The organism is Streptomyces mutomycini (assembly GCF_001700505.1).
In the GTDB taxonomy this organism is placed as follows: Bacteria; Actinomycetota; Actinomycetes; order Streptomycetales; family Streptomycetaceae; genus Streptomyces; species Streptomyces mutomycini.
In genome coordinates, this window is sequence record NZ_MAPV01000029.1 from 31,236 (window position 1) to 50,872 (window position 19,637).

Sequence of the window (19,637 nt, forward strand, 5' to 3'; positions counted from 1 at the left end):
GATCGCTTACTGAGAATTAGATGGCGTGCGATATAAGCTGTCAATGCGCTCATCCTATACTTGCCATAAAGAAGGCTTGATGGATTCCGAAGAAGCGGTGCTCTAAACGTCAGTTTTCAGGTCGGGGCCCATTGCCTCAACGTTTGTTCCGGCATCCGTGAAGCCGTCGCGTGCGCCTATTCTGGCATGCGTCGCAAGGTCCTGCAGGGGGATTCCGTGAGCCTTTGCGGCCTCGATCACTGCCTCTTGACTGTGCTTGAAATTCTTATCGCGTCCATTCTCCCAATGCTCGGCCATGACAGGCCCAGCCTCGTTTTTGGCCTCCCCTTCGTAGTCCTTAAAAATTCCCTCAAGGAACATGCTGCTCACGGTGCCGGCCGCACCTCCAACGGCAGCACCAACGGCCGGCGTTGCAATGAATGATGTACCGACGCCAATGCCGATCCCAATGGTTCCCGAGATGCCCCCCTTTGTCTGAGTTAGTGCGTGAGCGTAGGCTTTATCCTCCTCTTCTGCATCGCCCGCGATTTCTTCCTGTCGGCCAATCGCCAGAGTTCCGGATACTTCTCCTGTGCCATAAGCAATCTGAGAGACCGTCAAATTTTTGTCGGATGAGAATCGCTGATCTGTTGGCAGGTCTGGGTTGAGGTGATAATCCATCAGGTTTGCCATGTACTCCTTCTGGGTGAGCTCTACTCGGGCGTAGCCTTCGGGGGTTTGGCCTACTGCCAGAAGGAAACGAGTTGCGTCTCTGTGGTTTATGTCCGCCGGGCTGCCGGTGATCGGGAATAGTTTGTTGACCTTTCCGGCCTGTCCGTCTTCCAGGACTTCCGGGTCGTCGCTCATGGCTTGATTTATGTCAGGCAAATATTCGGATGCGATCTGGCCGATGCTGTCGCCCATGTAACTGTTATCCGTCAGGCGCGTTTTATCATCGGAGATCGAGGCGACGATATCTCCCATCAGCCTGGCCTGCTGAGCACTGTGGGGGGGTGCATTGTCCGGGGGGCCCATACCCGCAGGGTGTCCGGTTGTCGCTGCCTCAAGGGCTAGAGCCATGTTATTCCGGCCGGAGATGCTGTCCTCGCCCTTGTTGGTATAGTCCTTGGGCCAGTCCCGCTCCTCGAAGAGGTAGTCGAAGTTGCTGAGTTCCTTCATCCCCTTCTTTCCGTCCCCATCGGTATCTTCCTTGAACTCGTGGTCCTCCTCCTTCGTGAGGAACGTGTCGCTGAAGAACTCCGTCGCAGCATCAGGGCTGCTCGACAGAGCCTTCATGAAGCCCGTCATCGGGTCCGTCCCGGAATCCGAGCCCGTGCGGTTGAGTACCGGGTCCATAGGGCTGCCGGTACGCCAGGCCCCGTGTCGACCGTTGTCGGTGCGCTCCTTCTCGGCCTTGATCAATTCGTTTCCGTAATCGTCGAGGAACTTATTGTCGAAATTTCCCCATCGCATGAGATTGCTCATCACCTGGAATCCCACGGTGTTCGATCCCCTTGCGATTGGCTGGCTGCCGAGATCCACCATGTCCCGCTTCCAGTCCGTCATCCCCCGGCTGTCGCTCTGGGTGGCGGTGGCCAGGGTCAGGCTCAGGTTCTTCTGCAGCTCGTCATACTGGTCGCCCCGGGCGCTCTGCAGGTCGGTAGGCCTCGGGGTGTTCAACTCCGTCCAGAAGTCCAGCATCCCCTGTGCCTTGAGCTTCTCCGCGAAACGGGCGCTGAACAGTTCGTCGCCCGACATCTTTTTGAGCCCGGCGTTCAGCTTGTCGAATTCCTTGACGGTGAGGTCGGCGGGATCCTTCTTGGCGATAGCTGCCAACGCGTCGGCCTGCTTGATCGCGTTGTCCGCGGAGTCCCGGTCCTTGTACTCGGCGCCTGTGAATCCGAGTTCAGCCTGGTCGGACAGGGCCCTGAGGGCCACCGAGCCCGTGTGATCGCTCTCGGTCGCCTTGCCGAGGATGTTCTGGATCTCAATGCGGAGGGCGTTCATGGCACTCTCGCTGTCGGCGGGAGCGGGTGTTCCCGTGCTGCTGGGGCCGATGCGCATCGAGACCGTGAACCCGCCTCCGCCGTTCGCGGAGACCGTAAGATTCTTCTTCAACCCACGTTCTATGGCCTCGTCGAGCTGACTCCGGTACGACTTCAGCTCGTCGCGCGTGTCTCTGAGGATGTTCCACAGGGACTTGGCCTGCTTGTGGGCGTCATCGAACTCGAGCACCGTCTTGTCGACGAACCCTTTGGTGACATTGGCGTTGTCGCCTGACCAGTCGGCCTTGTCGGCCTTTTTCTTGAGGCCGTCCCGGGCGTCCTCCTTCAGGGAGGCGAGGTTGGTCACCATCGTCGCCCAGTCGGTGACGGCCGTGTCCAGCTGTCCGAACTTGGCGAAGCGCAGGGTCTCGAAATCCATCAGTTGTCCGCCTTGTTCTTCTCACCCTTGGGCGCGTTGTGGTCGTCGAAGGCCTGATCGAGCGTGGCGATACTGCTGACTCTGTTCAGGACGTACTGGTCGTCACCCTGGTGCACGTACTTCGTGAAGTCGATGTGATTCGCTATGTGCCCACACGCGTCTTTGAGGGACTTCAGCTGGACGTCCCATCGATCCGCCACGTGCTGGAGGGCGCCGCCGAGTTCGAAGCCCTGCTTCGCGAGGTCGCCTGCCGCCGTCTCGCTGGTGGGAACCGCGACGCGGGCCTCATTCCACAGGCGATTGTGCAGCTTGTCGGCATCGTCACGCACGCCCGACAGATCGGTCTGGTTGACGGCCAGGTCGCCCTTCTTGCTTCCGCCGCCTCCGGGCTCGGCCGTGTTCAGCCGCATCTGCGTGCCGGCCTTGTCAGCCGCTTCGGCCTTCAACTGCTCCCACTCGGCCCATGCCATGTGCGGAACCCCCGTCAGTCAGTAAGTAGAATGTCGAACTTCGGAATCTCTTCCGCCTCAATGTCTGGCCCACACACAGAAACGGGCGGTGAGAGCGGCATCTCGCCACTGTCACCGCCCGCCCCGTCACTGCCGCGTGTCCCGCCGCGCCCCTGGCCGCGCGTCCTACGGCTGCCCGTCCATGAGCCCGGTCTGTACCAGCGGATTCCCGCGGCGCCGGGTGACGAAGACCCCGCGCCCCGGGGGCATCGGGCGCGGTCGGACGTTGCCGAGCACGTCGCCCTCGACGGGGTCGCCCGACAGCATCACGCCCTGCGCACCCAGTTCCAGGATGCGCTGCATGAACGGCTCGTACAGCGCCCGGCTCGCGCCCGCCGTGCTGCGGGCGATGATGAACCGCACGCCGACGTCGCGGGAGAACGGGAGCATCTCGGTGAGCTTCGCGAGGGGGTTCCCGCTGGACGTCGAGACCAGGTCGTAGTCGTCCACGACCACGTACACCGTCGGGCCGCTCCACCAGCTGCGCTCCCGCAGCTCCTGGGCCGTGACCTCGGGCGACGGCGTACGGCGCTTCATCAGGTCGAACAGCGCGTCGGCATGGTGCTCCATGTTGTTGGACATGGGCACGTACTCCGCGAGGTGCGTCGCGGGGGTGACGTCCAGCAGCGCCCGCCGGTTGTCGATGACGAAGAACTTGGCGGCGTTCCCGTCGTACCTCTCGGTCAGCTGCTTGATCAGCAGGCGCAGCAGATTGGACTTGCCGGACTCGCTCTCGCCGAACACCAGGAAGAACGGGTCCCGCTCGAAGTCGAGGAAGACCGGCTCCAGGTTGTTCTCGTCGATGCCGAACGCGATGCCCCGCTCCGGCTGCGCGTAGCCCGCGGGCAGTTCGTGGACCGGGAGTTCGCGGGGCAGCAGCCGGACCGCCGGGGCTGGCGCTGCGGTCCAGTGCCGGGCCACCTCCTGGTTCATGGCCGCCGTGGCCTCCGAGAGGTCGCTGTCGGAGTTGATGCCGTCGATCCGCGGTACCGCTGCCATGAAGTGCAGCTTCTCCGGCGTGAGACCTCGTCCGGGGACTCCGGCGGGCACGTTGACCGCGGCCTTGCGGTCGAGTTCCGAGTCCATGACGTCACCGAGCCGCAGTTCGAGCCGGTTCATCAGGTGGTCCTTCAGGTTCGCCCGGACCTCCATGGAACGCGACGCCGTGACGATCAGGTGGATGCCGTAGCCGAGGCCGCGCTGCGCGATGTCCACGGCCGCCGATTCCAGGCCCTCGTAGTCCGTACGGAAGTTGCCCCAGCCGTCGACGATCAGGAAGACGTCACCCCACGGCTGGTCCGTCGCCGAGATCTCGCCACGCGCCCTCAGCCTGCGGAAGGTGGCGATGGAGTCGATGCCCGCGCTCCGGAAGTACTCCTCGCGGCGAGCCATGATCCCGTACACCTCGGAGACTGTACGGCGCACCCGTTCGGGATCGAGGCGGGAGGCGACCCCGCCGACGTGAGGCAGGCCGGAGACCGAGGCCATGCCGCCGCCACCGAAGTCGAGTCCGTAGAACTGGACCTCCTGGGGCGTGTGGGTGAGGGCGAAGCCCGCGATGAGCGTGCGCAGCAGCGTGGACTTGCCGGACTGCGGGCCGCCGGTGATCTGCATGTGGCCCGCCGCACCTGAGAAGTCCCGGTAGAGCGTGTCGCGGCGCTGCTCGTACGGCTTGTCGACCACACCCAGCGGTACGACGAGACGGCCCGAGCCCTCGAACCCGGGCTGGGTCAGCCCCCGGCCCTCGACCGCGGAGAGTCCCGGCAGGAGCTCGTCCAGCGACGGCGGATTGTCCAGCGGAGGCAGCCACACCTGGTGCGCGGAGGCCCCCCGGCCCTCCAGCCGGCGCACGATCACGTCGAGGACCGTGTCGGCCAGGGCATCGTCCTCGGACCTGCGCGCATCGGGTACGCCGGCCTGTGCCGCCGGCTGTACGTAACGCACCGGCACCGGAGCCGCGGTGAACACCACCGGCCTGCGGTCCACGGGCAGAGGACCGGAGGACGCGGCCGGCTGGGCGCCCGAGCGGTACACCCCCGAGACGTACGCCGCCTTGAAGCGCACCATCTCGTCCGTGCCGTACTTCAGGTAGCCCGAACCCGGGACGTTGGGCAGGTGGTAGGCGTCGGGGACGCCCAGCGCGGCCCGTGACTCGCCGGCGGAGAACGTACGCAGACCGATCCGGTACGACAGATAGGTCTCCAGGCCGCGAAGCCGCCCCTCCTCGAGGCGCTGCGAGGCCAGGAGCAGATGGACGCCCAGCGAACGGCCGATGCGCCCGATCTGGACGAACATCTCGATGAAGTCCGGCTTGGCCGTGAGCAGCTCGCTGAACTCGTCGATGACCAGGACGAGCGAGGGGATGGGCTGCAGCGGGGCCCCCGCGGCGCGCGCCTTCTCGTAGTCGTGGATGTTGGCGTAGTTGCCCGCGTCGCGCAGCATCTCCTGACGGCGGTTGAGCTCGCCGCTGATGGAGTCGCCCATGCGGTCCACCAGCGTCAGGTCGTCCGCGAGGTTGGTGATCACCGCTGCGACGTGCGGCATCTGTGCCATACCGGCGAAGGTCGCACCGCCCTTGAAGTCCGCGAGGACGAAGTTCAGGGTCTCCGAGGTGTGGGTGACCGCCAGGCCCAGTACGAGCGTGCGGAGCAGCTCGGACTTGCCGGAACCGGTGGCGCCGACACACAAACCGTGCGGACCCATGCCCTCCTGCGCCGCCTCCTTGAGGTCCAGCATCACCGGGGAGCCGTCCTCGCCCACGCCGATCGGGACCCGGAGCCGCTCCGCCTGCGAACGCGCCCGCCAGGTCCGGCTCACGTCGACCGAGGCCGCGTCACCGAGATTCAGCAGATCGGTGAACTCCAGGTTGGCGAGCAGTGGTTCGTCGTCGTCCCCGCCCGAGGCGACGTGCAGCGGGGCCAGCTGTCGCGCCAGCGCCTCGGCGGCCTCGTGGCTCAGCAGGTCCGGCAGACCGTCGTACACCAGGCCGTGCCCCGACTCCAGCTGCAGCGAGTGGGGGTCCACCACGATGGAGAGGCCGCCGCGCGCTCCGTTGACCTGGCCCGTGACGATCTCGACGACGGTGACGCCCTGAAGGCCCTCGGCCGACGCGAGCGCGGACGTCGCCGGTACGGACTCGCCGTCGAGCACGACGACGACGTGCGGCTGGTCGAGGATCGGCTGACCCCCGGGCTGGAAGCGGGGCCGGCCGTCGAGGCGGCCCGCGAGCATCTCCTCCAGCTCGGCGAGACTCGTGGAGATCAGGCGGCGGCTTCCGGCGCCGTCGACCGATCCCCGCGCCTGGACGTGAGGGAGCCACTTCGTCCACTCCCAGCGCGGAGCGGCGTCACGGCTGGTCGCGACGGCGATGACCAGGTCCTCGGGGGAGTGCAGCGAGGCGAGCGCCCCGACCATCGCGCGGGCCGTGGCGCGCGCGGACTCCGCCTCGCCGCTGATGGTCAGGTGGTAGAAGGCGCGGAGCGAGACCGCCATCGGCAGCCCGTCCAGCGTGCTGTGCGTCGTCAGGAACTGCTGCATCGCCCCGGCCGTCAGCGGCTCCAGCTCATCGACCGGCGCGGTGTCGGGTGCGACGAGCGGAGTGGCGAGTTCCTGGCTGCCCAGGCCGATGCGTACGTGCGCGAAGTCCGCGTCCCCGACCCGGCGCTCCCATACCCGGCTGCCCTCGGCGACGAGCGCCCACAGCTGCTCCGGAGACGGGTGGAGGTAGAACTGCGCGTCGCGCTGCTGCCGTGCCGTCCTCAGCACCGCCCGTCTGGTCTGCGTCAGGTACTTCAGGTAGTCGCGCCGCATGTCCGCGAGCTGACCCTGGGTGCCGCGCCGGAAACGAACGAGCATCGCGATGGCCATGGCGATCGTCGACGCGATCATGATCATGCCCATGATCCGCATGATCGGGTTCGGCGTCATGAAGAAGAAGACGACGGAACCACCCATACCGAGCATCGGCAGCAGCTGCATCATCACCCCCTCCTGCTGCCCGCGAGGCAACTCGGGCGGAGGTTGCAACTGCACCTGCTCGCCCGGAACTTCGGAGGGGAGGGCCCGCGGTGGGCGCTTGACGACGATCTGGCTCACAGCTCACCAATTCCCTTGCCGGACGGAACTGTTCCTATCGGCGCCCCCGTGGCGACGGGCTCCATCCGCGGGAGGATCCTACTGGCGTACCGGGTGACCCGAGGGCGGTAGGGTGTCGCGACGCGTGTACGCATCCGCTAACTACCGCAAAAAAATGGGTCATTCGGGACGCAATCGGAGCCCGTGACGCAGGGGTGCGTCCACAGGAGGTCCAGGAGAAGCATGAGGGGGAGCAGCACGTGACTATGACGGCCCAAACGGCGGCTACCGGATCCGGCCGGCCGGGTCCCGGAGTTCCGGCCGGCAACGGAACCGGCTTCTGCCGGGTCACGGTCGTCGCGCCCGACAGCCGCGTCGACGTGGCGCTGCCCGAGGACATCCCCGTGGCCGACCTCTACCCGGAGATCCTCCGGCTGGCGGGGCAGAGCCCCGCCCAGGGCGCCCCGGTCGGCTATCACCTGGTGCGCCGTGACGGCACGGTCCTGGACAGCGGTCGCACGCTGGCAGGCCAGCGCATCCTCGACGGCGAGCTGCTGTCCCTGCGGCCCTTCTCCGAGTCGCTGCCCCCCGCGGTCTTCGACGACGTCTCCGACGCCGTGGCCACCGCGGTGGCCCGGGACCGCACCCTGTGGGGCGACAGCCTCATGCGCTCGGCCGGTCTCTTCGGCGGGTCGGTCCTGCTGGTCCTGCTCGGCTTCGTGCTCTGGACCTCCGACGTGCGGCACGACATGAACGGGCTGCCGGGCATCCTGGCCGCCGTCACCGCCCTGCTCCTGCTCGCGCTGGCCTGCGTGCGCGCGCGCGTGTACGCGGACCGCGGTTCGTCCATCGCGCTGGGGATCGGCGGCCTCACCAACGCGGCGGTCGCGGGTGCCGGGCTCCTGCCGCTCAGCCAGGGCCAGGGCGTCGGGAGGCTCCAGTTCCTGCTCGCCTGCTCCGCCGTGCTGGTGGCCTCGGTGATCCTCATGATCGCCGCTCCCAGGGGTGACGGCACCTTCGTCGCGTTCGTCTTCGCCTCCGCCATCGGCGTGCTCGTGACCTTCATCGCGATCATGACCGGTATGGAGCCGGCCGAGACCGCGGCCGTGTGCGCACCCCTCTCCGTGGGGCTCCTCGCCTTCCTTCCCGGGCTCTCCACCCGCTTCGCCCGGCTCCCGATCGGCTTCGAGCCGCCCCGCACCACCGCCGGCGACTACGGCACCTCCGAGCCGGCGCCGCAGGGACCGATCGACGCCGACCGCATCACCGCCCAGGCGCGGCGCGGCCACGAACTGCTCCTCGGCCTGGTCGGGGGATGCGCCCTGGTCGCCGTGGGATCCGCCGCGGTACTCGGCTTCTCCGACAGCGTCTGGGGCCAGCTGCTGGCGCTCGCCACCGGCATCGCGATGCTGATGCGCGCCCACCTGTTCCGCTACACGGCCCAGGTCGGGTGCGCCCTGGGAGCGGGCCTCGCCGCGCTCGTACTCCTCGGCCTCGGACTGTCGCTCAACCCGCCGGTCGAGCTGATCCGCGAGGCGTTCAAGGGCGACAGCGCGGGACTCGACATCCGTACGATCTGGCTCACGGCCGCGGTCGCCGGTGTCGCCGCGCTGATCACCGCCATAGGGCTGATCGTGCCGCGCAAGGGTGTCACGCCGTTCTGGGGGCGCTTCCTCGAGATCGCCGAGGCCTGCGTACTCCTGACGCTGCTCCCGCTGTGCCTCGCCGTTTTCGACGTCTACCACTCGATCAGGGCACTCACCAGCTGATCGGCCCGTCAGAGGCGCTCCGAAGGGCTGGTACTCTGACCAGTGGCCGTTTGTGTACGCGTCCCCGGATCATCCTGGGGGCTGCGCTCATCGGACCTTCGCCTCCGAGTCATGGAAGCTCCCCTGAGATCAAGACCAGGGGCACTCGTGGGCGCATCGAACACCAAGAGGAGTACGCGTGCCGCTCGACGCCGCTACGAAGAAGCAGATCATGTCCGAGTTCGCCCAGAAGGAGGGTGACACCGGATCCCCCGAGGTCCAGGTCGCCATGCTCTCCCGCCGGATCTCGGACCTGACGGAGCACCTCAAGACGCACAAGCACGACCACCACTCCCGTCGTGGTCTGCTGATCCTGGTCGGCCAGCGTCGCCGCCTCCTTCAGTACCTCGCCAAGAAGGACATCCAGCGCTTCCGTGCGCTCGTCGACCGCCTCGGCATCCGCCGTGGTGCGGCCGGCGGCGCCAAGTAAGGACGCTGTGAGAGGGAGCGGTACCCCGGTTCCAGGGGGCCGCTCCCTTTGCTGTACGTGCGTGACCGGGGTCAGGCTCAGTAACCTGGACGTACGACAACAGAACGAGGAGAGGCGCGCCACGGCCGCCGCCGGTCCTCGGTAGTGGCCCCCGGGGCAGTGCCCGGGAGCTTCGATCGAAGACCGGCCCGCACACACGGCGCGCCTCTCCGCACCGTCCTCCGCCACACGGGCGGCAGGACGAAAGACGACGAGTATGGAGAAATCACTAGTGGAGAACGAGACCCACTACGCCGAAGCCGTGATCGACAACGGTACTTTCGGCACCCGCACCATCCGCTTCGAGACGGGCCGCCTGGCCAAGCAGGCCGCCGGCTCCGCCGTCGCGTACCTGGACGACGACACCATGGTGCTGTCGGCCACCACCGCTTCCAAGCGGCCCAAGGACCAGCTCGACTTCTTCCCCCTCACGGTGGACGTCGAGGAGCGGCAGTACGCGGCCGGCAAGATCCCCGGCTCCTTCTTCCGCCGTGAGGGCCGGCCCTCCGAGGACGCGATCCTCACCTGCCGCCTGATCGACCGCCCGCTGCGCCCCTCCTTCAAGAAGGGCCTGCGCAACGAGATCCAGATCGTCGAGACGATCATGGCGCTCAACCCCGACCACCTGTACGACGTGGTCGCGATCAACGCCGCCTCCGCCTCCACGATCCTGGCGGGCCTGCCCTTCTCCGGCCCCATCGGCGCCACCCGCGTCGCCCTGATCAAGGGCCAGTGGGTCGCCTTCCCGACGCACACCGAGCTCGAGGACGCCGTCTTCGACATGGTCGTCGCCGGTCGCGTCCTCGAGGACGGCGACGTCGCGATCATGATGGTCGAGGCCGAGGCCACCGAGAAGACCATCCAGCTCGTCAAGGACGGCGCCGAGGCCCCGACCGAAGAGGTCGTCGCCGCCGGTCTGGAAGCCGCGAAGCCCTTCATCAAGGCGCTCTGCAAGGCCCAGTCCGACCTCGCCGCCAAGGCCGCCAAGCCCACCGGCGAGTTCCCGGTATTCCTCGACTACCAGGACGACGTCCTGGCAGCGCTCGGCAAGGCCGTCAGCACCGAGCTCGCCAAGGCGCTCACCATCGCCGGCAAGCAGGAGCGCGAGGCGGAGCTGGACCGCATCAAGGAGATCGCGGGCGAGAAGCTCCTCCCGGCCTTCGAGGGCCGCGAGAAGGAGATCTCCGGTGCCTACCGCGCGCTGACCAAGAAGCTGGTCCGCGAGCGCGTCATCAAGGACAAGGTCCGCATCGACGGCCGCGGGGTCACGGACATCCGTACCCTCGCCGCCGAGGTCGAGGCCATCCCGCGCGTGCACGGCTCGGCGCTGTTCGAGCGTGGCGAGACCCAGATCCTGGGCGTCACCACCCTCAACATGCTCCGCATGGAGCAGCAGCTGGACACCCTCTCCCCGGTGACCCGCAAGCGCTACATGCACAACTACAACTTCCCGCCGTACTCCGTCGGTGAGACCGGCCGCGTGGGCTCGCCCAAGCGCCGCGAGATCGGCCACGGCGCACTCGCCGAGCGCGCCATCGTGCCGGTGCTGCCGTCGCGCGAGGACTTCCCCTACGCGATCCGCCAGGTCTCCGAGGCGCTGGGCTCCAACGGCTCGACGTCCATGGGCTCGGTCTGCGCCTCCACCATGTCCCTGCTGAACGCCGGTGTGCCCCTCAAGGCCGCCGTCGCCGGTATCGCCATGGGCCTGATCTCCGAGGAGATCGACGGCAAGACCCACTACGTCGCCCTCACCGACATCCTCGGTGCGGAGGACGCCTTCGGTGACATGGACTTCAAGGTCGCCGGCACCAAGCAGTTCGTGACCGCGCTCCAGCTCGACACCAAGCTCGACGGCATCCCCGCCTCGGTCCTGGCCGCCGCGCTGAAGCAGGCCCGTGACGCGCGGCTGCACATCCTGGACGTCATGAACGAGGCCATCGACGTCCCGGACGAGATGTCCCCGAACGCCCCGCGGATCATCACCGTCAAGATCCCGGTGGACAAGATCGGTGAGGTCATCGGCCCGAAGGGCAAGATGATCAACCAGATCCAGGAGGACACCGGCGCCGACATCACGATCGAGGACGACGGCACCATCTACATCGGTGCCCAGCAGGGCTCGCAGGCCGAGGCCGCCCGCGCCACGATCAACGCCATCGCCAACCCGACCATGCCGGAGGTCGGCGAGCGCTACCTGGGTACGGTCGTCAAGACCACCACCTTCGGTGCGTTCGTCTCCCTGATGCCCGGCAAGGACGGCCTGCTGCACATCTCGCAGATCCGCAAGCTCGCCGGTGGCAAGCGCGTGGAGAACGTCGAGGACGTGCTCGGCGTCGGCGCCAAGGTGCAGGTCGAGATCGCGGAGATCGACTCCCGCGGCAAGCTCTCCCTCATCCCCGTGGTCGAGGGCGAAGAGGACGAGAAGAAGGACGACACCGACAAGTGACGTCCCGTAGTTCCGTGACGACGGCCCGCCCCTCCTCGGAGGGGCGGGCCGTCGCCCGTACCCAAACGCTTCTCAAGGGCAGCAACGGCATCGGCACGGTCCGACGCACGGTCCTCCCCGGCGGCCTCCGGGTCGTCACCGAGACCCTGCCCTCCGTCCGCTCCGCCACCTTCGGAATCTGGGCCAACGTCGGTTCGCGCGACGAGACGCCCACCCTGAACGGCGCGACGCACTACCTCGAACACCTCCTCTTCAAGGGCACCGCCAAGCGCAGTGCCCTCGACATCTCCTCCGCGATCGACGCGGTCGGCGGCGAGATGAACGCCTTCACGGCGAAGGAGTACACCTGCTACTACGCGCGGGTCCTGGACACCGACCTGCCGCTGGCCATCGACGTCGTCTGCGACATGCTGACCGGCTCCCTGATCGCCCCCGAGGACGTCGACGCCGAGCGCGGCGTCATCCTCGAGGAGATCGCGATGACGGAGGACGACCCGGGCGACTGCGTGCACGACCTGTTCGCGCACACCATGCTCGGCGACACCCCGCTCGGCCGCCCGGTCCTCGGCACGGTCGACACGATCAACGCGCTGAACCGCGGCCAGATCGCACGCTTCTACAAGAAGCACTACGACCCCACGCACCTGGTCGTCGCCGCCGCCGGCAACGTCGACCACGCCACGGTCGTGCGACAGGTCCGCAAGGCGTTCGAGCGCGCCGGGGCCCTCACCCGCACCGACGCCGTTCCCACGGCGCCGCGCGAAGGTTCCCGCACCCTGCGCGCGGCCGGCAAGGTCGAGCTGCTGAACCGCAAGACCGAGCAGGCCCACGTGGTCCTCGGTATGCCGGGCCTGGCCAGGACCGACGAGCGCCGCTGGGCACTCGGCGTCCTGAACACCGCGCTCGGCGGCGGCATGAGCTCGCGCCTCTTCCAGGAGGTACGGGAGAAGCGCGGTCTCGCCTACAGCGTGTACTCGTACACTTCCGGGTTCGCCGACTGCGGCCTCTTCGGCGTGTACGCGGGCTGCCGGCCCAGCCAGGTCCACGACGTGCTGAAGATCTGCCGCGACGAGCTCGACCGCGTGGCGGCGGACGGCCTCGGTGACGAGGAGATCGGCCGTGCCGTCGGCCAGCTCGCCGGGTCCACGGTCCTCGGGCTGGAGGACACCGGCGCGCTCATGAACCGCATCGGCAAGAGCGAGCTCTGCTGGGGCGAACAGATGTCCGTCGATGACATGCTGGCGAAGATCGCGGCGGTCACCCCCGACGAGGTGCGGGCGGTTGCGGCCGACGTCCTCGGACAGCGGCCCTCGCTCTCGGTCATCGGCCCGCTGAAGGACAAGCAGGCCGACCGCCTCCAGGAAGCGGTCTCTCTCACCACCCCGTAAGGAATGAACAGATGAGCAAGCTGCGCGTGGCCGTTCTCGGCGCCAAGGGACGCATCGGGTCCGAGGCTGTACGAGCCGTCGAGGCCGCCGACGACATGGAGCTGGTGGCCGCCCTCGGCCGTGGCGACACGCTGGAGACCCTCACCGAGGCCGGCGCCCAGGCAGTCGTCGAGCTCACCACACCGGCGTCGGTGATGGAGAACCTCGACTTCTGCGTCCGGCACGGCATCCACGCGGTCGTCGGCACCACGGGCTGGACCGACGAACGGCTCGCGCAGCTGAACACCTGGCTCTCCGGCTCCACGGGGACCGGTGTGCTCATCGCGCCGAACTTCTCCATCGGCGCCGTGCTCACCATGAGGTTCGCGGAGCAGGCAGCCCGCTACTTCGAGTCCGTCGAGGTGATCGAGCTCCACCACCCGAACAAGGCGGACGCCCCCTCGGGCACCGCGACCCGCACGGCCCAGCTCATCGCGGCCGCCCGGGAGAAGGCCGGCGCGGCGCCGCAGCCGGACGCCACGGCCACGGCGCTGGACGGAGCACGCGGCGCGGACGTCGACGGCGTGCCGGTCCACTCGGTCCGGCTCCGCGGCCTCCTCGCCCACCAGGAGGTCCTGCTGGGGGGCGAGGGCGAGACCCTCACTCTGCGCCATGACTCGCTGCACCACAGCAGCTTCATGCCGGGCATCCTGCTCGGCACCCGCCGCGTGGTGACCACTCCCGGCCTCACTTTCGGCCTGGAACACTTCCTCGACCTGAACTGACTGGGCCCGAACCCATGCGCGCAAAGATCACCTACGCCGTCACCGCTGCCGTCCTGGTCTTCTACTTCGTCCTGGCCGGCAGCCGCGGCGTCCTGCTCATCCGGCACGGCACGCTGCTCACGGTCACCTTCGGAGTGGCGGTGCTGATCCTGCCGGTGATCGGCATCTGGTTTCTCTGGAAGAACACCCAGTTCGTCCGCAGGGCCAACGCCCTGGCCGCCGAGCTGGACGCCGAGGGCGGCCTCCCCGTGGACGAGCTGGTGCGCACCCCGTCCGGGCGCATCGACCGCGACTCGGCCGACGCCGTGTTCACCAGGCGCCGTGAGGAGACCGAGGACAGCCCCGACGACTGGCGCTGCTGGTTCAGGCTGGCCGTGGCCTACCAGGACGCCAGGGACACCCCACGTGCCCGTAAGGCGATGCAGCACGCCATCGCCCTGCACGCGAACAAGCCGGTAAGCGCCTGAGCGGCGCCGTACCGGCTTGTCCGTGTGCTGCAGAGCCCCGGCCGTCAGCCGGTGCGGTATTCGTCGCCCCACGCCTCGATGGAGTCGGTGGCACGCTCGAATGCCTCGGCCCGGGCCAGGAAGTCCGCATTGTGGTCGGTGACCAGCGGCGCCAGCAGCTCACCGCTCCTGCGCACCACGGTCAGCGCCTGGCCCTGGACGGTGCGCGGCAGGCCGAGCCACTTCACCGGCTGCTGGACCGTGCGGACCGCTGTCGCGTCGTCCCACGGCACGGTGGTCGTACGGAAGAAGCCCACCCGGCGTACACCGTGCCGGCTCACCCAGGCACCGACTCGCAGGAGCCGCAGCGCGCCGGTGATCACCACGGCGGCGAGCGCGAAGCACACGGTGGCGCTGGACAGCGAACCGGCGAACGTGATGATCATCGCGGCGAGCAGGACGAAGGACGCCAGCAGCAGCAGGGTGGCTGCCGCCGCGACCCGCCACGGGCCGGGGCGGTAGGGCCGCCGCCAGCTGTCGTGGTCGTCGAACGGCAGCGCGATGTCCTCTGCGTCCGCGTCGAATGCGCGGTCGGCCGTCAGAAAGGGCAGGGGCACGACTGATCCTCACTCACAAGCACGCTCGATTGCTGTGCCCGGTGAGGCTACCGAGCAGCCCCCGGGCGGACCACCCCAGGGGGCCCGTACGGGTCAGCGGTGCTGAGAGGCCTCGGACGTCTGACCGTGGGACGGCGTCCGGTCCGTGTCGAGAGCGGGCAGTCCGAAGAGCAGCGATCCGGCGAAACCCGCGATCAGCGTGAGCCCTACGAGGGAACGAGCGGCCAGCTGTGAGCGACTGGCGCGCTGGCGGGGAGGCGGAGTGACATTACTGCGGAACCGGTCGGCCTCGGCAACGAACGAGAACGGGACGGATTCACGCCGGCGGAACATGAGGAAGGTCTCCTTGAACTATGTGACGGGTGCTGCTAATGAGTCAGACGTACGAGAGGCCCGATCGGTGCCCCGAATCGCCGAACCCGTCCAAAATTTCCCGCTGACGGATGCCGCCTCCCTGGCCCGTAGAGTGGACGCCGCCCGAGCGACGCCATTGGAAGGACCCCCGCCGGTGACCGACACCCCCGAGCCCACGAAGGCCCACTTCCGCAGCGATGTCACCGTTGACCTGGTGAAATCCGCGGCCGGTGACTCCGACGTGCTCTTCGCAGCCCGCGTGTCCACGGCCGGGGAACAGTCCCTGGAAGAGGTCACCAAGGACCCCGAGCGCTCCAAGGGGCTCATCAACTACCTGATGCGGGACCGGCACGGCAGCCCGTTCGAGCACAACTCCATGACCTTCTTCATCAGCGCCCCGATCTTCGTGTTCCGCGAGTTCATGCGCCACCGCGTGGGCTGGTCGTACAACGAGGAATCGGGCCGCTACAGGGAGCTCGAACCGGTCTTCTACGTCCCCGGGGAGTCCCGCAAGCTCATCCAGCAGGGCCGCCCCGGCAAGTACGAGTTCGTCGAGGGAACCCCGGAGCAGCACGAGCTCACCAGCCGCGCGATGGAGGTCTCCTACCGCCAGGCGTACGACGCCTACCAGGAGATGCTCGCCGCAGGGGTCGCCCGGGAGGTCGCCCGTGCGGTGCTCCCCGTGGGGCTGTTCTCCACGATGTACGCCACCTGCAACGCCCGGTCGCTGATGCACTTCCTCGGTCTGCGCACACAGCACGAGATGGCCAAGGTGCCGTCCTTCCCGCAGCGCGAGATCGAGATGGTCGGCGAGCAGATGGAACAGCACTGGCAGCGCCTGATGCCGCTCACTCATGCCGCCTTCAACAAAAACGGACGGGTCGCCCCGTAGGCGGTGTCCGTATTGCGGCGTTTCGTGAAGTTCATCTAGGCTGATCAAACGGACCCGGCACTGCTTGAACCCCCGAGCAGGCAGTGCCGGGCTCCTCTTCCTCGTCCCCCCGAGGGGACACGACGCTCCGAGCAACGAGTAGCGTGTTACCCATGGCTCCGATCTCCACTCCGCAGACCCCCTTCGGGAGGGTCCTCACCGCTATGGTCACGCCGTTCACGGCGGACGGCGCACTCGACCTCGACGGCGCCCAGCGGCTCGCCGTCCATCTGGTGGACGCAGGCAACGACGGCCTGGTCGTCAACGGCACCACGGGTGAGTCCCCGACCACCAGCGACGCGGAGAAAGACCAGCTCGTACGGGCTGTGCTCGAAGCCGTAGGAGACCGGGCCCACGTCGTCGCGGGCGTCGGCACCAATGACACCCGGCACAGCATCGAGCTGGCCCGCACCGCCGAGCGCACCGGCGCCCACGGGCTCCTCGCCGTGACGCCGTACTACAACAAGCCGCCGCAGGAGGGCCTCCTCCGCCACTTCGGCGCCATCGCGGACTCCACGGAGCTCCCGGTGATGCTGTACGACATTCCCGGCCGCAGCGGTGTGCCGATCGACACAGAGACGCTCGTACGCCTTGCCGAGCACCCCAGGATCGTCGCCAACAAGGACGCCAAGGGCGACCTGGGCCGCTCCAGCTGGGCCATCGCCCAGTCGGGCCTCGCCTGGTATTCCGGTGACGACATGCTCAACCTTCCGCTGCTCTCGGTCGGCGCAGTCGGCTTCGTGTCCGTCGTCGGCCATGTCGTGACCCCGGAGCTGCGCGCACTCATCGAGGCACATCTCGGCGGCGACGTTCAGAAGGCCACGGAGATCCACCAGAAGCTGCTCCCGGTCTTCACCGGGATGTTCCGCACCCAGGGCGTGATCACCGCCAAGGCCGCGCTCACCCTGCAGGGCCTGCCGGCCGGTCCGCTCCGCCTCCCGCTGGTGGAACTCACCGCGCAGGAGACGGCCCAGCTCAAGATCGATCTGGCTGCCGGCGGGGTACAGCTCTAATCACTGACTTCACAACTGAATACGCGAGGACACTCGCGGCGGAAACACCACCTGACAACAGCAAGTGCACGAATGACATGCGCGCCACGTGCCCTCCGCGGTACGTGGCGTGCGTGGTAAGGAGAGTCTTTTGAGTCATCCGCATCCCGAACTCGGTACCCCGCCGAAGCTCCCCAAGGGCGGCCTGCGGGTCACCCCGCTGGGCGGCCTGGGCGAAATCGGCCGCAACATGACGGTCTTCGAGTACGGCGGCCGCCTGCTCATCGTCGACTGCGGTGTGCTCTTCCCCGAGGAGGAGCAGCCGGGCATCGACCTGATCCTGCCGGACTTCACCACCATCCGGGACCGCCTGGACGACGTCGAGGGCATCGTCCTCACGCACGGCCACGAGGACCACATCGGCGGCGTCCCGTATCTGCTCCGGCTGAAGCCGGACATCCCGCTCATCGGCTCCAAGCTGACCCTCGCGCTCATCGAGGCCAAGCTCCAGGAGCACCGCATCCGCCCCTACACCCTCGAGGTGACCGAGGGGCAGCGCGAGCGCATCGGCGTGTTCGACTGCGAGTTCATCGCGGTCAACCACTCCATCCCCGACGCCCTCGCCGTCGCCATCCGCACCCCTGCGGGCATGGCCGTCGCGACCGGTGACTTCAAGATGGACCAGCTTCCGCTGGACGGCCGTCTCACCGACCTGCACGCCTTCGCCCGGCTGAGCGAGGAAGGCATCGACCTTCTCCTCTCCGACTCGACGAACGCGGAGGTCCCCGGATTCGTTCCGCCGGAGCGGGACATCTCCAACGTCCTGCGCACGGTCTTCGCCAATGCGCAGAAGCGCATCATCGTGGCCAGCTTCGCCAGCCACGTGCACCGCATCCAGCAGATCCTGGACGCCGCCCACGAATACGGCCGCAGGGTCGCGTTCGTCGGGCGTTCGATGGTCCGGAACATGGGCATCGCCCGTGACCTGGGTTATCTCAAGGTGCCCGCCGGTCTGGTCGTCGACGTGAAGACCCTCGACGATCTGCCCGACGACGAGGTCGTGCTGGTCTGCACGGGGTCCCAGGGCGAGCCGATGGCCGCGCTCTCCCGGATGGCCAACCGCGACCACCAGATCCGGATCGTCCCGGGCGACACCGTGATCCTGGCGTCGTCCCTGATCCCGGGCAACGAGAACGCGGTGTACCGCGTGATCAACGGCCTGACCCGCTGGGGCGCGAACGTCGTGCACAAGGGCAATGCCAAGGTGCACGTCTCGGGTCACGCCTCGGCCGGCGAGCTGCTGTACTTCTACAACATCTGCAAGCCGAAGAACCTGATGCCGGTGCACGGCGAATGGCGCCACCTCCGGGCCAATGCCGAACTGGGTGCGCTGACCGGCGTGCCGAAGGACCACATCGTCATCGCCGAGGACGGCGTGGTCGTCGACCTCGTCGACGGCAAGGCGAAGATCGTCGGCAAGGTCCAGGCCGGCTACGTGTACGTGGACGGTCTCTCGGTCGGCGATGTCACCGAGACCTCCCTCAAGGACCGCCGCATCCTCGGCGACGAGGGGATCATCTCGGTCTTCATCGTGGTCGACAGCTCGTCCGGCAAGATCGTGGGCGGGCCGCACATCCAGGCCCGTGGCTCCGGTATCGACGACTCCGCTTTCAGCGCCGTTGTGCCGAAGGTCCAGGAAGCCCTCAACAAGTCGGCCCAGGACGGGGTGATGGAGCCGCACCAGCTCCAGCAGCTGGTCCGCCGCACGGTGGGCAAGTGGGTGTCGGACACCTACCGCCGGCGTCCGATGATCCTCCCGGTCGTCGTCGAGGTCTGACCCGACGCCGCCCGACCGGAGCGGGGCTCCCTCGATTTGCATCGAGGCGCCCCGCTCCAGTACGTTTACGGCTCCGCCTTACCGGGAAGCACCGCGCGCAGCCATGCGACGGGACGCACCGAGCGGGGCGGGAATTCTGACTCAGAATCTCTGATAAAGTCGGATCCGCCGAAAGGCAAAGACCATTCCACAGGTCGCCGGAATCAAGTTCGGACCGGAAACGGGACGGAAAAGAGTCTGGTAAAGTCGGACTCGCCGGAAAGGGAAACGCGAAAGCGAAGAACTGGAAAGCGAAAAAGCAGTAACCCGCTTCGACCGGGAATCGGACACGAAAGAGTCTGATAGAGTCGGAAACGCAAGAACAGAAGGGAAGCGCCCGGAGGGCCCCGGTGAAACGGGACCGAAGGAAGCGTCCGTTCCTTGAGAACTCAACAGCGTGCCAAAAGTCAACGCCAAATATGTTGATACCCCGGCCCACTTCGGTGGGTTGGTGGTTCCTTTGAAGTCCTGCCGGCCCATGTGGCGGGTAGGCAACATCAGCGAGGACGCAGTGGATTGCCAACCCTATTCCGGTTGGTTGTCCCGCTCTTCTATGGTGC

At 67.5% G+C, this 19,637-nt stretch carries 14 protein-coding genes; 9 read left to right on the forward strand and 5 right to left on the reverse strand.

Going from position 1 to position 19,637, the window contains the following annotated elements; all coding sequences use genetic code 11:
• Window positions 1–102: 102 nt before the first annotated feature.
• The 3 genes from BFF76_RS04255 to eccCa all read right to left on the reverse strand — a co-directional run bounded on the left by BFF76_RS04255 (window position 103) and on the right by eccCa (window position 7,007).
• Entirely contained in the window at window positions 103–2,403 is a 2,301-nt protein-coding gene (locus BFF76_RS04255; protein WP_065847226.1) for a DUF6571 family protein, read from the reverse strand.
• Window positions 2,403–2,873 carry a hypothetical protein gene (locus BFF76_RS04260; RefSeq protein ID WP_031100415.1) on the reverse strand — a complete coding sequence of 157 codons (471 nt, stop codon included), beginning with the start codon at window positions 2,871–2,873 and terminating at the stop codon, window positions 2,403–2,405. The genes BFF76_RS04255 and BFF76_RS04260 overlap by 1 nt, the downstream gene beginning before the upstream one ends.
• A 165-nt stretch (window positions 2,874–3,038) precedes the next feature.
• Window positions 3,039–7,007 carry a type VII secretion protein EccCa gene (gene eccCa, locus BFF76_RS04265; RefSeq protein ID WP_031100418.1) on the reverse strand — a complete coding sequence of 1,323 codons (3,969 nt, stop codon included), beginning with the start codon at window positions 7,005–7,007 and terminating at the stop codon, window positions 3,039–3,041.
• Between the two features lie 245 nt (window positions 7,008–7,252).
• On the opposite strand from eccCa, the gene eccD reads away from it, so the two are divergent.
• The 6 genes from eccD to BFF76_RS04295 all read left to right on the forward strand — a co-directional run bounded on the left by eccD (window position 7,253) and on the right by BFF76_RS04295 (window position 14,328).
• On the forward strand, window positions 7,253–8,755 hold the full coding sequence (eccD, locus tag BFF76_RS04270; RefSeq protein WP_065847228.1) for a type VII secretion integral membrane protein EccD: 1,503 nt from the start codon (window positions 7,253–7,255) through the stop codon (window positions 8,753–8,755).
• Between the two features lie 178 nt (window positions 8,756–8,933).
• Window positions 8,934–9,224, forward strand: a complete 291-nt coding sequence (rpsO, locus tag BFF76_RS04275; RefSeq protein WP_003965855.1) for a 30S ribosomal protein S15 — start codon at window positions 8,934–8,936, stop codon at window positions 9,222–9,224.
• Between the two features lie 271 nt (window positions 9,225–9,495).
• Entirely contained in the window at window positions 9,496–11,709 is a 2,214-nt protein-coding gene (locus BFF76_RS04280; protein ID WP_065847230.1) for a polyribonucleotide nucleotidyltransferase, read from the forward strand.
• Window positions 11,706–13,097, forward strand: a complete 1,392-nt coding sequence (locus BFF76_RS04285) for a M16 family metallopeptidase (protein ID WP_065847232.1) — start codon at window positions 11,706–11,708, stop codon at window positions 13,095–13,097. The genes BFF76_RS04280 and BFF76_RS04285 overlap by 4 nt, the downstream gene beginning before the upstream one ends.
• An 11-nt stretch (window positions 13,098–13,108) precedes the next feature.
• Complete coding sequence (gene dapB, locus BFF76_RS04290; RefSeq protein ID WP_065847234.1) at window positions 13,109–13,861, forward strand: 4-hydroxy-tetrahydrodipicolinate reductase; 753 nt, start codon at window positions 13,109–13,111, stop codon at window positions 13,859–13,861.
• Between the two features lie 14 nt (window positions 13,862–13,875).
• On the forward strand, window positions 13,876–14,328 hold the full coding sequence (locus BFF76_RS04295; RefSeq protein WP_065847235.1) for a tetratricopeptide repeat protein: 453 nt from the start codon (window positions 13,876–13,878) through the stop codon (window positions 14,326–14,328).
• 44 nt (window positions 14,329–14,372) lie between these two features.
• Here BFF76_RS04295 and BFF76_RS04300 read toward each other — a convergent pair whose 3' ends face one another.
• Window positions 14,373–14,924, reverse strand: coding sequence for a hypothetical protein (locus BFF76_RS04300; protein WP_065847237.1), 552 nt, complete (start codon window positions 14,922–14,924; stop codon window positions 14,373–14,375).
• A gap of 93 nt (window positions 14,925–15,017) precedes the next feature.
• Window positions 15,018–15,257: a hypothetical protein gene (locus BFF76_RS04305; RefSeq protein WP_065847239.1), complete on the reverse strand. Its 240-nt coding sequence runs from the start codon at window positions 15,255–15,257 to the stop codon at window positions 15,018–15,020.
• Window positions 15,258–15,432: 175 nt separating this feature from the next.
• On the opposite strand from BFF76_RS04305, the gene thyX reads away from it, so the two are divergent.
• The 3 genes from thyX (at window position 15,433) to BFF76_RS04320 (ending at window position 19,038) form a co-directional block, all read left to right on the forward strand.
• Window positions 15,433–16,170, forward strand: coding sequence for an FAD-dependent thymidylate synthase (gene thyX, locus BFF76_RS04310; RefSeq protein ID WP_031100438.1), 738 nt, complete (start codon window positions 15,433–15,435; stop codon window positions 16,168–16,170).
• A 152-nt stretch (window positions 16,171–16,322) separates the two neighbouring features.
• A complete protein-coding gene (dapA, locus tag BFF76_RS04315) occupies window positions 16,323–17,222 on the forward strand; it encodes a 4-hydroxy-tetrahydrodipicolinate synthase (protein WP_065847241.1) in 900 nt (299 codons plus the stop codon).
• A gap of 130 nt (window positions 17,223–17,352) precedes the next feature.
• Complete coding sequence (locus BFF76_RS04320) at window positions 17,353–19,038, forward strand: ribonuclease J (RefSeq protein WP_065847243.1); 1,686 nt, start codon at window positions 17,353–17,355, stop codon at window positions 19,036–19,038.
• Window positions 19,039–19,637: the final 599 nt, after the last annotated feature.

What these genes read in the sequence shown, in the direction of transcription:
- BFF76_RS04255 (WP_065847226.1), bottom strand. Translation starts at nt 2,403, where the DNA reads ATGGATTTCGAGACCCTGCGCTTCGCCAAGTTCGGACAGCTGGACACG.
- BFF76_RS04260 (WP_031100415.1), bottom strand. Translation starts at nt 2,873, where the DNA reads ATGGCATGGGCCGAGTGGGAGCAGTTGAAGGCCGAAGCGGCTGACAAG.
- eccD (WP_065847228.1), top strand. Translation starts at nt 7,253, where the DNA reads ATGACGGCCCAAACGGCGGCTACCGGATCCGGCCGGCCGGGTCCCGGA.
- dapB (WP_065847234.1), top strand. Translation starts at nt 13,109, where the DNA reads ATGAGCAAGCTGCGCGTGGCCGTTCTCGGCGCCAAGGGACGCATCGGG.
- BFF76_RS04295 (WP_065847235.1), top strand. Translation starts at nt 13,876, where the DNA reads ATGCGCGCAAAGATCACCTACGCCGTCACCGCTGCCGTCCTGGTCTTC.
- BFF76_RS04305 (WP_065847239.1), bottom strand. Translation starts at nt 15,257, where the DNA reads ATGTTCCGCCGGCGTGAATCCGTCCCGTTCTCGTTCGTTGCCGAGGCC.
- dapA (WP_065847241.1), top strand. Translation starts at nt 16,323, where the DNA reads ATGGCTCCGATCTCCACTCCGCAGACCCCCTTCGGGAGGGTCCTCACC.